The sequence below is a fragment of the Prolixibacteraceae bacterium genome, from assembly GCA_019856515.1.
GTDB classification, from domain to species: domain Bacteria; phylum Bacteroidota; class Bacteroidia; order Bacteroidales; family Prolixibacteraceae; genus Halosquirtibacter; species Halosquirtibacter xylanolyticus.
Genome location: CP082230.1, coordinates 565,297 through 577,135, shown reverse-complemented (window position 1 = coordinate 577,135; position 11,839 = coordinate 565,297). Strand labels below are relative to the sequence as shown.

Annotated in this window: 8 protein-coding genes; 5 read left to right on the top strand and 3 right to left on the bottom strand. The window is 37.0% G+C overall.

The genetic code is table 11. The annotated features are described in order from the left end of the window. Window positions 1-5: 5 nt before the first annotated feature. The gene (cas6, locus tag K5X82_01970; GenBank protein QZT37672.1) at window positions 6-665 is read right to left on the bottom strand and encodes a CRISPR-associated endoribonuclease Cas6; all 660 of its coding nucleotides are present in this window, start codon (window positions 663-665) and stop codon (window positions 6-8) included. Window positions 666-1,508: 843 nt separating this feature from the next. On the opposite strand from cas6, the gene K5X82_01965 reads away from it, so the two are divergent. The 3 genes from K5X82_01965 (at window position 1,509) to K5X82_01955 (ending at window position 5,170) form a co-directional block, all read left to right on the top strand. After that, window positions 1,509-2,141, top strand: a complete 633-nt coding sequence (locus K5X82_01965) for a phosphohydrolase (protein ID QZT37671.1) — start codon at window positions 1,509-1,511, stop codon at window positions 2,139-2,141. Between the two features lie 13 nt (window positions 2,142-2,154). Next, window positions 2,155-3,423, top strand: a complete 1,269-nt coding sequence (locus tag K5X82_01960) for a M48 family metallopeptidase (GenBank protein QZT37670.1) — start codon at window positions 2,155-2,157, stop codon at window positions 3,421-3,423. Between the two features lie 388 nt (window positions 3,424-3,811). Continuing rightward, the gene (locus K5X82_01955; protein QZT37669.1) at window positions 3,812-5,170 is read left to right on the top strand and encodes a YjiH family protein; all 1,359 of its coding nucleotides are present in this window, start codon (window positions 3,812-3,814) and stop codon (window positions 5,168-5,170) included. Window positions 5,171-5,224: 54 nt separating this feature from the next. On the opposite strand, the gene K5X82_01950 is transcribed toward K5X82_01955, so the two are convergent. Next, window positions 5,225-6,052 carry a hypothetical protein gene (locus K5X82_01950; GenBank protein QZT37668.1) on the bottom strand — a complete coding sequence of 276 codons (828 nt, stop codon included), beginning with the start codon at window positions 6,050-6,052 and terminating at the stop codon, window positions 5,225-5,227. A gap of 405 nt (window positions 6,053-6,457) precedes the next feature. On the opposite strand from K5X82_01950, the gene K5X82_01945 reads away from it, so the two are divergent. Together K5X82_01945 and K5X82_01940 are read left to right on the top strand one after the other, a co-directional pair. After that, window positions 6,458-8,755 (top strand): family 20 glycosylhydrolase, encoded by a 2,298-nt coding sequence (locus tag K5X82_01945; protein QZT37667.1) that lies wholly within the window; start codon window positions 6,458-6,460, stop codon window positions 8,753-8,755. A 239-nt stretch (window positions 8,756-8,994) separates the two neighbouring features. Next, entirely contained in the window at window positions 8,995-9,984 is a 990-nt protein-coding gene (locus K5X82_01940) for a leucine-rich repeat domain-containing protein (protein QZT37666.1), read from the top strand. A gap of 67 nt (window positions 9,985-10,051) precedes the next feature. Here the strand turns inward: K5X82_01940 and K5X82_01935 are convergent, their stop codons facing one another. Continuing rightward, window positions 10,052-11,224 (bottom strand): DUF418 domain-containing protein, encoded by a 1,173-nt coding sequence (locus K5X82_01935; protein ID QZT37665.1) that lies wholly within the window; start codon window positions 11,222-11,224, stop codon window positions 10,052-10,054. Window positions 11,225-11,839: the final 615 nt, after the last annotated feature.

Genomic DNA, 11,839 nt, shown 5'->3' with positions numbered 1-11,839 from the left:
ATCATCTATTTTAATGCCCCAAATCCAATTCCAGTACTTGATCCAACACCAACATTCCATACAAAACGCTTCACTCGATCATCTCCTTTGATAATCACAGGACAAACATTACATCGATTATTAATCTTTTTATAGCGAATCAATTTCGTCTTTGCTCCACCATACATCTGATCAAAATAGATCTTAAAGTCACTATACTCATAACCAACCTGATCCATCTTCTTACACAAAATACGATGCATCACATCACTAGCATTAGGGTCATCAAAACGCAAATGATGTTTCTTATTCTCAGCATCACTACATTTCACCAAGATAGGGCTCCCACAATAAAAACGGTACTCCTCAGAGAAATCAGGCTCTCCCAATATCTCAACCTCTTCAACAACCAAACCATAAAACATGCTAGGATCTTTCTGTATCCCTCGAATTAGTCGATTTAACAGATCTCGATTGAAAGCACTAAACGAGAAACAAGTACCCACTGGAAAAACCAATCCATTTCGTCCTTTCTTTGCCCCATTTAACTGCGAGAATGAGTAGAGCGATAAATTTCCATGCTCCTCACTTTCGCCTAACCATTTATAAACAACCCCAGATAATAGATGTTGGTGATCAAAAGGAACCTCCTCCTGATTCGAACGTATTGTTATATTTAATCTCATAATTACTTCTTTGTTTCAGCTCTTCTAATTTAAAATAAAATTTCTAAAATTTCTACTCTAAGCCGAAAATAATATTGTCTCTCATAGAAGAGAGTACATTTTCTTTCGCAAACATAGCAACCATCTATGCAACCAGTTTACACAACAACAATTATTCTCAACAATCATACTCTTACTTGAGGCTACTTTGTAGTACAGAGTAAAACAAACACCATTTAATTGAGATAAATCGGCCATTATCTAGATACAATATTTTGAATCATTTACACTTTTTACTACATTTAAATTCAACTACTTAACAACCTTTGTCGAGACACGGATGAAAACAACAATCTCTTTATACCGTCCAGAGTTAATTTTACCCTGTCAATACACAAGGCAAAACAGATCGCTTTTGCCTATCTCTACCGTATACCTCCTAGGTACCTACTCCCACCTTCCTAGGTACCTACTCCCACCTTTGTCCATGGTCTAGCCATGGTTCGTCCATGGTTTGTCCATCGATTTCGGGGGTATCGGTGCCTGAACCATGGACGAAACATGGCTAGACCATGGACAAAGGTACTAGGAAGGTAGGTGCAGATACCTATCAATCCACTAGTAGGTGAAAAATTGGGTAGTGTAAATTAAACTCTGTCTGGGTTTTAAATATCCACAGGCACTCTTTTCCCAGACTTGATCCTAAGCTGCTGTACAATTATAGTCCAGTTTTCGAATGCATATGCAAATCATATAGCTCATTTCACAATTCAGTGGAGATGATTCTAAATTTTGTCTTCGAATAATTTTATTGTATTGAAGGAGAAACCTATGTTTGTAGTACAAACACATCAATAAATTCTTATGTCTTTAGTACTCACCGATTCTATTGAGAAGAAGGTAACCCAAGATATCAAAGCCCTGTTCGTTTCGCAGGAAGGAAGCCATGATTGGCAACACATTGTAAGGGTATGGAATACCGCTAGAAAGATCCACGCTGTTGAGAATAGAGGATCTCTTCTAACTATCTTTTTAGCTGCGATGCTACACGATGTGGCAGACGCCAAATTAAAGATACGGGACGAAGCGTGGATTCAACAATATTTGGAACAACTTAAACTCCCTACTGTCCTCATAGAGGAGGTGATGTTTATTACACAACATATCTCTTTCAAGAAACAGAAACAACAGCCTACAAGCGGTTCGATAAATTTTCAGATAGTACAAGATGCAGATAGACTAGATGCTATTGGCGCGATAGGCATTGCACGTGCGTTTGCTTATGGTGGCTCGGTTAATGCAGCCCTCTACGATGAGAATCATCTAGACGGCAATAGAGAAGAGGATAACAGCACATTGGATCACTTCTATGCCAAGTTATTTCGTATAGAAGAGAAGATCAATACGCCATATGGCAAAGTTATTGCGAGAGAGAGAACCCTCTACATGAAGCAATTTGTAGCGCAGCTAAAAGAAGAATGTCAACCGATTAATTAAACAAGATAGACCAATGCATACAGATACATTGTTAGTGATCTTAATAACGATCATCACTGGACAGTTTTTGTTCAACACCCTTTTGACCTATTTAAACAATAGAAATAGAGGTGCATCACTACCCGATAGTCTAAAAGACATTTATGAAATCCAAGAGTATGAGAAGTCGCAAGCATATGGGAAAGCCAATGCGAAACTATCGATGATTTCGAGTAGCTTAAGCTTTCTAATTACTTTCACCATTATTGCGACCAGGATGTTTGGCTCCCTTGACCTTTGGCTAGGAGAATATACAGATAATCCGATATGGCATGCCTTACTATTTTTTGGCATTTTGGGCATTGCTTCTACTATTATCGACATACCTTTCTCTTACTATAGCACATTTGTTATTGAGGAACGCTATGGTTTTAATCGCTCTACACTGAAGACTTTCGTTACTGACCTCATCAAATCTTTGGTTGTCGGAGGAGTGATTGGTGGTATTCTGTTGGCACTTATCGTAAAGTCTTATTTGGTATTAGGAAGTCACTTCTTTCTTATCGCATTTGCCATAGTTGCAGGATTCTCTCTTTTTATGCTTCTGTTCTATTCATCGATCATTGTACCGCTGTTTAATAAGCAGACACCATTAGAGGATGGAGAGCTAAAAAATAAGATTATGGGGTTTGCAGGTCAAGTTGACTTTCCTATCAAAGAGATTTATGTTATTGATGGATCTAAAAGAAGTGCCAAAGCCAATGCATACTTTACAGGATTGGGAAAGATGAAACGAATTGTGTTATATGATACGCTCATAGATCAGCTCGATAGCGATGAGATCCTTGCAGTATTAGCTCATGAAGTGGGGCATGCGAAGAAGAGACATGTAATCCAAAGTATGTTCCTTTCTCTTACACAGACATTCATCATCTTTTATCTATTATCCTTGGCTTTAGAACAACCAGCAACCTCTTATGTAATGGGATCAGACAAGCCAACTTTTGAGTTAGGGTTGCTTTTCTTCTCGTTTGTTCTTACGCCAATAACAGAAATCACCTCAATTGTTATGTCGATCTTCAGTCGTAAGAATGAATACCAAGCGGATGATTTTGCGAAACAACATGGCTTAAAAGAGGGGCTGATTGGAGGGCTTAAGAAGTTAACTAAAAATAGTCTTGCTAACCTCACCCCACATCCTTTTGTTGTTAAATGCTCCTATTCTCACCCAACTTTGTCACAGAGGATTGATCATCTTAACCAGAATAGTGCACCAAGTGGATTAAACAGTGATTCTGAATAGAGTTTAAGTTTCTCCTCTTTTAATCGCGAAGCCTTGATATTCGACAACGATCGAATATCAAGGCTTTTTTCATTCCATCAGCATCTTAAATGGAGAATGTGTCTAAATTAATATTATTTCACCAATTAATTTCACCACGATATTTATCGATATTTTAGACAGCAAGAATATCACTGAACGAATGAATAAATATTTAAACATCAGCCATATTAATGCATAAAAATACAATTAAGTAATAATTATTCACCTCATCTTTTCTCCATATAATACCACACGAAACCAACGTAGGCAAACTGCAACAAAGCTTTTTCTAATTTGTTATACTTAAAAAGCCCACTATATTTGCAGTGATCAATCGACTTATATACAACAGAAAGAAGTAAAGAAAATGCATAAAGAAAAAAACATCTATACTCTAAGAAACATTCTATGGTTTGCGATTCCATCGCTTTTAGGCGTGTTCTGTTTCATGACACCCATACCTTACAAAGAGAGTTTCTCTATTCCCATCGCTATTCTCAAAGATGAATTATTATCCATCATTGGTGATCGTATGCCTTTGCTGATTGCTGCAATAATGGTTACTGCAAGCGTTGGCTACTTGCTATCCATTATTTTCAAACCAAAAGCAATATGGAATAGTCGCTTTTTGAAAGCTCTCTTTGTCGTTGCACCCATATGGGGTATCTTAAGAATCGTTGGTACGATTTTTACGTTTATGGTGATGTTCAACAGTGGGCCCGAGATGATATTAAACGCCGACACTGGAACTTTCGTGTACAGTGACCTTCTTCCTACGCTATTCTCTGTTTTTATTTTTGCGGGATTCCTTCTTCCTCTACTAACACATTTTGGTCTTTTGGAGCTATTTGGTACTTGGCTCACTAAGATCATGCGCCCTCTGTTCAATTTGCCTGGACGATCTGCTATTGACTGTTTGGCGTCGTGGCTAGGAGATGGTAGTGTCGGTATTATTATGTCGAGCAAACAGTATGAAGAGAAATCATATACTCAAAGAGAAGCAGCAGTCATTGGTACGACATTCTCTGCAGTTTCTATTAGTTTCTGTTTGGTTGTACTCAGTCAAGTCAAATTAGACCACCTTTTTGTTCCTTTCTATGCTGTAGTATGTATTACAGGTATTATTGTTGCGATTATCGTTCCAAGAATGCCTCCTTTATCTAGAAAGACAGATAAATGGATCGATGGATCGGATAAAACAGTGGATAAAGAGGCTATTCCAAAGGGGGAGAATGTTATCAAATATGGATTTTACAAAGCAGTAAAAACGACTGATGCTATTGAAAAGCCTTGGCATATTGTTTTGGAGGGGTTAAAGAATAGCTTAGATATGTTGGTAGGTATCTTACCTGTGGTGATGGCCATTGGTACCATCGGATTAATTATCTCGACCTATACCCCTATATTCGAATGGCTAGGAATGCCTTTTGTTCCTTTGTTGAAGTTATTACAAATACCTGAGGCGGTTGATGCATCAAAATGTATGGTGGTTGGATTTGCAGATATGTTTATCCCTTCGATCTTGGCATCATCGATTGCGAATGAAATGACAAGATTTATTATCGCAGCAGTATCTGTAACGCAACTTATTTTCCTGAGCGAAGTCGGCGCACTTCTATTAGGGAGTAAAATCCCAATTAATCTCTGGGAGCTATTTATCATCTTTCTACAGAGAACTCTAGTCTCTCTTCCAATTATAGCGATTTTAGCACATCTTATATTTTAAGATACACAACCAAAGGCCCACTTACGAACAAGAGGGCCTTTGATCTTCGTTTTCTCAATCGGAAGTTCGAGGAGTATATCTCCCATTAGGTAGTTTTTGGGGAATATGAAATTTCGGATTTGTTAGGATTCGCATTAACAGTTGATCTGTCTCTTTCATCTTATGACGGGTATTAAGCTTCCATTCATGAACAATCTCTTCCCCACGATTCTCTTGGGCACCAAGCCACGATGTCAATCCCCAGTAGAGATATTCTGTAGCCATACATTCGTAGCCACAAGTTCTGTCGTCATAAGTAAACCAAGCTTTTAACGGATATTTTGATGGTACTCTTTTAAAGCACCCTCCTCTTGCCATGTCCATGGCTTCTGTCAATAAGGAGCCAGGCATTTCTCCAAAAACATCAGGATAGGCAAAAGCATAGCCCTGACTTGTAATCAGATGTAAAATCTCTTCTAAAGAAGCATCAAAACGTTCTGTTCTATCATCATGCCATAAGATCGATGTTTCGTCCTCACCTAAGTCTTGTGAGTGTTCTAAAAATGGAGAATCAAATCGGCGAATATCTTTCATCTTTGACCACATGATAAGAGAAGCATGGTTCTTTTTTAGTGACTGCCAAACAGACATATCATCTACGATCCCATCTTCATCATTATCGAGATATTGTGCCATGATATTTGCAGCATGAATCATTTTCTTATTCGAAATATGATCCGCACCGTAGATAGGGATATCAAATACATAGATCACCTTATCTACGCCCTCAACTGTTTTGGAGTGAAAAGATTTCACTTTCCCTGTAAAGAAATCTGCCTCCTTAGCCTCAAGCGTCTTGCCTATAAACAGGATTATCAAAAATAAGCAACTAGTTATTCTCATATCATTATGTTTTTACCAATATTAGTCGAAGGTGTCTATACTTTTATTACTTTTCACTCTTATGAATTTTAATATGAGTATACATTAACTCCAATTACCGGTATAGTTGTACCTTACCCTTGATCCCTATTTTTATTATAAGACATATCTAAACAATAGACTATACCTCAACATTTTCAATAGAATTATCTCGAAAAATATAAACATCATTTCAAGATAAAGCTCGTACTATTCAATCACGACTACACAAAGCAGTAAATTCCAAATACTACTCCAAAAACAGATCAATCCTATTATTGATATCTCTATATTTTTAATAAATTTAAACAAATTGTTTTATTAACTTCATCCAAATAAACTTTACTACACACAATGAGAGAAATCAAAATTTATATCGTCTTTTTCATGATAGCAATTTTCGCATCATGTAAAACGGAGACCAAATCCAACACGGATATTATTCCTAAACCTCAATTTATTGAACCCTTATCTGGTCAATTTGAAATTAGTAGCTCTACAACAATCTATGCTAAAAGCAGTGAAGCAATTGAAGCAGCACACTATTTACATCATTTCCTCAGAGATCATACAGATTTAGATCTGTCTATTGTTAACAAAAAGAGGTCAAAAGATCAGATTCAGATCGAAACGACAAAATCACATAGAGCAGCAGAGTGCTACCAGCTATATGTAAACGACAATCTTATTCAAATATCCGCCCCCTATTATGCTGGATTATTTTACGGTGTACAATCCCTACGTGCCCTACTTCCAGCTGAGATAGAATCTTTCGATCAGAGTTCAAACCAATGGGTCATATCAGGAGTTAAAATTGATGATGCTCCTCGATTCCAATGGAGAGGCATGATGCTTGATTGTTCTAGACACTTCTTTCCTGTATCCTATATCAAAAAGCACTTAGATAGAATGTCAAGACTAAAGATGAATGTTTTTCACTGGCACCTGATTGATGATCAAGGATGGAGAATAGAGATCAAGAAATATCCAAAATTAACAGAGACATCATCATGGAGAGCTGACTATGAATCGCTTCCATGGGGAGATCGTCCAACAAAAGATAGAGAAGATGGCAGGAGGTATGGTGGATTTTACACCCAAGAACAGATACAACATATTGTGCGTTATGCCCAAGAACGAAACATTACGGTAGTTCCTGAGATAGAGATGCCAGCACACGTTACTGCACTGTTCGCAGCCTACCCTGAATTTTCATGCAAAGGGAAAAGACTAAATGTACCAACAGGAAGTTTATGGCCCATTACAGATATCTACTGTGCAGGCAAAGAGGAGACTTTTCAATTTATAGAAGATGTGCTGTCTGAAGTAATGGACCTATTCCCATCTAAATATATACATATTGGTGGCGATGAAGCGAACAAGAAAGAGTGGGAGCATTGTCCAGACTGCCAAAGAAGAATTAAACAAGAGGGACTAGAGAATGTAGAAGCACTACAGAGTTATTTTATCACTCGAGTAGAGAAGTTTCTTAACAAATATGACAGAGAGCTTATCGGATGGGATGAGATCCTTGAAGGAGGACTTGCACCAAATGCAGCAGTGATGTCATGGAGAGGAATGCAAGGTGGGATTAAAGCTGCCAAGATGCACCATCCCGTGGTTATGACCCCAACCCAACATTGTTATTTTGACTACTATCAAGGAGCTAGAGATTTAGAACCTTTGGCATTTGGTGCCAATCTACCAATCGAAAAGGTATACGAGTTCAACCCAGTACCAAAAGAGTTGAATGCTACAGAAGCGAATTATATTCTGGGGGTTCAAGCCAACTTATGGACAGAACATGTCGCAACCACCTCTCATGCAGAATATATGACCTTTCCACGCCTAGCAGCCATGAGTGAGGTAGCCTGGACCAATCAAGAGAATCGAAATTGGAAGGATTTCCAGAAAAGGATGCACAAAGAGTATCTGCGATATCAAAAAGCAGGTATCCATTATGCAAAGAGTGCCTTCAATGTGAATTTTAAGACAGAATACAATGAAGAGAAGAAAGTCAATACGATCATTCTTCAATCATCATCGTTAACAGGAGATATCTATTACACATTAGATGGCACTGAGCCTAATATGCAAAGCAATAGGTATTCCTCTCCAATTACGGTAGACAAAACTACGACAGTAAAAGCGATTCAGATCAAAGATGGACAACCTGTAAGCAAAACAACTGAGACAACTGTATATGTTCATATCGCTTCTGACGGAGTACTTACTCATAACACGATACCAAGTAGCAAATACCCTGATAAAAAGAGGTCGTTACTTAACAATTGTACTATGGGAACACAAACCTTTACGGATGGACAGTGGGTTGGTTACGAAGGGACAGATATGGACGTTACTATTAATCTGGGAAAGGTTGAAACCATCAGCTCACTACAGTCAAGACACTTGTACAACCCTGGATCATGGATATTCTTACCTGCATCTGTTTCTTATGAGTACTCTATGGACAATAAAAAATATCAATCTGCAGGTGTTGTAAGAAATGAGTTTACAAAAGAGAAGACTCCTATCTACTATGATTATCCTCTGATATTAAAATCGCCTATTAAAGCAAGGTATATTCATATTACCGCCAAAAACATTGGAGCCTGTCCTGATTGGCATAGTGGCAAAGGTCAACCATCATGGTTATTCTGTGATGAAATCATTGTCAAGTAATCAAAAGGAGTTATACGAAGAAGAGATAGTATCATTACTACTACGCATAAGGTCAAAGTGCCATCGCAAGCTTGTTGATGGCACTTTTTGTCTCTTACACCAATGATAACACGACTTATTTTACTTTTTGGAAAGCACTTCATCTATCACTCTCATGTTTTCCTAAGCTTATTATTTATTGATTAAAGGAAAAAAGGATAAAATAGTTATATTTGTGTAATGGACAACAATTAATAACTATGAAACATATTATAGACAACGGTGAATGGAGCTACTCTTTTATCGACCCCTCAGATAAAAAAAAAGGAGTAAATCTAATTCAGTTCACGGGTGATCATTTTGATGGAGCTATCCCTTCTATTATTGATCAGTTTCAGGTAGTGGCAATTGGTAGTGGAGAAGAAAAACGTCCTCTTTTATCCTGTCAAGACCTTTCGAATATTTCCCATATTACATTTTCCAACGACTCTTATCTTACTGAAATAAGCCCCTACTGCTTTGAAGGAAATAAAGACCTAACAGGTATCACATTTCCCGATTCGATTATCAAGATTGGAGACATGGCATTTAAAGGGTGTGAAAAGTTACAGGAATTAATACTCCCCATGGATCTTGAATTGATTGATGGTGGAGCATTTTGGGACTGTTTTAGCTTAAGAAAGGTGCATTTTAACGATAAGCTCACCACTATAGAGTCATGGGCTTTCATGGGCTGTATAGAGCTAGTAGAGCTACATTTTGGAGAGAACTTGTTTCAAATAGGCAAATGGGCTTTTCAAGATTGCACTAAGCTTAAAACAGTTGTGTTTAATGAAAACCTTAAGGTTGTGTTGGGCGCATCGTTTAAGAACTGTACTGCTTTAAGAGAAGTGACACCAAATGCAAAGCTTAAACATTTCTGGGGCCCAGTATTTCAAGGATGTAAAAACATCGAAAAGGTGACCCTGCATGATAATTTTAAAACCATTGGACGATCTGCATTTAAAGATTGTGTAAGACTTAAAGTGATCAACCTACCTTCTTCCCTACTAAACATTGAAGGACAGGCATTTGAGAATTGCAAATTATTAAAGAAAGTAGAAGTAGAAAGAACAGCTGCTCCATTAACGGTATTAGGAGAAGATGCTTTCAAAGCTAGTGGTATTTCACTTATTATCATTCCCAAAAATACATGTTATGCCAAAGAAGAAAATTGGGCAGATCTAAAGCCTCTATTTTCCACGAAATAATTAACAACCATTAAATTGGTATACTCTCTCTTCCCCATAGATACAATACAGGGAAGAGAGATGCATACTAAATCCTTATCCAAGTAAGCTTTTTCCACACATACTCTATAGGCCCTTGCTTGTATCTTCGTAACCACCACCAACTAAAGAGACATTGCGACACAAAAACGATTAAAGCAATTACAACACTTATCGTAGCACCTACTTTATTATACAAGCCCAATCCCATAGGGTAATAGATAAACACTCCTAATATCGATTGAGAAATATAGTTGGTTAAACTCATTCGACCATATGGTACAAACCATCTTTGCCATTTCATTCCCTTAAATCGAAACCACAGAAGTGTCAATAGTGATATCCAAACTCCTGTCATAAAAAATTTCTTTAGCCCTTCGGTAATTATTCCATAAGAGTGGTGAAAATATTTTGATGTACAGAGTGCATTCGCTTCAGGTATAAATGCAATAGACAATACAGAGAGGGACAAACAGATTAAGAATAGATACTTCCAGAAATCATTATTTGTCTTATTTACCTCAAAACTATTGGCTTTACCTAGTCTCATACCAATGATATAGTATATTATCAGGTGAAAAAAACGACCATTTTCGATCTGCCACAAATTATCAAATAACAGACCATACTTCCAATTGGCAACCATATTATCCCAAATATTTGGGGTTTCAGCAACTTTGGCCCATTGATTGGCATATACAGACCAACGATTAATCGTAAAAGACTGTGTAGGGTTCAAATAAGATTCTATTGCAACATAGAGATCATATGGCTGTAAGAAACAGACAACCACGATCAGAATCAGCCATCGATCTTTTAATTTTTGCAAGAATGGCAAAAGTAATCCTACCACTGCATAAAACATAAGGATATCTCCATTATAGAAAGTTGCATGACAAAAAGCGATTACCATCAAGACAATCATTCGCCACATAAACCTTAAATCATAAGAGTGACCTCGCTGTTGTGCATTTCGATATTGAATCCAAAAGCTCAATCCAAATAGTATCGAAAATATAGAGTAAGCTTTACCCGCAAAGAGAAAAAAGATCCCTTTATAAACGCACGCATCAAGAATATTTAACCACTCATAAGTTGATTTTGGATGTCCAAAAAGATTAAAATGTTCAAGGTGATGTAATAAGATGATAGCCATCAGGGCAAATCCCCGAAGAAAGTCAACAAGTTCAATCCTATGTGTTGACGTAAGAGGTGTGTTCATAAATATTCAGTTTAAGTTCTAGTTGTTTAAATATACATCTTTTGAAGCAAGAATACAACTAGTAACTAGATGTGTAACTCACACGGTTTATTTATAACAAAACAAACCGAACCCAATAAATACAAAACACTAACACATCTAAATTTATAATACAGGTAACACCGATCTAACGGCTACTGATCAAACAGATATCAAGGTAATACAATCACATCATATCAAACTGATTATTGTGTTAATGCCCCCTTATAGATATCCCTTTAGCACAACACAAGATTTCCATTACATCTCCTCATGTAAAGTAAAATTTTAGATGCCAAATACAATAAGGATATTTAATAAAGAGAATGAAGACCATCAACCTATAGTGCATCATGATCTAGAGCTACCCCCACAACAATATGTAAATGACGAATTGTGAGTAATAAAAAACACTAAAGGATATTCGCACCAATCAAATCGCTATATAACAATATTCTGAACATAAAATACCAGGTTCTCTAAAATCATAAAGCATATAGCCATTACAGTGAGTTTTATTCAAATTTTACGCAGAGAAATACATTCTCGTGATGCTTTTTCTTTCATGTTACTCTTTTTTTATTCAATTTTGCAAAA

Coding starts and splice junctions, on each gene's coding strand:
- K5X82_01955 (QZT37669.1), top strand. CDS start 3,812: ATGCATAAAGAAAAAAACATCTATACTCTAAGAAACATTCTATGGTTT.
- K5X82_01940 (QZT37666.1), top strand. CDS start 8,995: ATGAAACATATTATAGACAACGGTGAATGGAGCTACTCTTTTATCGAC.
- cas6 (QZT37672.1), bottom strand. CDS start 665: ATGAGATTAAATATAACAATACGTTCGAATCAGGAGGAGGTTCCTTTT.
- K5X82_01950 (QZT37668.1), bottom strand. CDS start 6,052: ATGAGAATAACTAGTTGCTTATTTTTGATAATCCTGTTTATAGGCAAG.
- K5X82_01965 (QZT37671.1), top strand. CDS start 1,509: ATGTCTTTAGTACTCACCGATTCTATTGAGAAGAAGGTAACCCAAGAT.
- K5X82_01945 (QZT37667.1), top strand. CDS start 6,458: ATGATAGCAATTTTCGCATCATGTAAAACGGAGACCAAATCCAACACG.
- K5X82_01960 (QZT37670.1), top strand. CDS start 2,155: ATGCATACAGATACATTGTTAGTGATCTTAATAACGATCATCACTGGA.
- K5X82_01935 (QZT37665.1), bottom strand. CDS start 11,224: ATGAACACACCTCTTACGTCAACACATAGGATTGAACTTGTTGACTTT.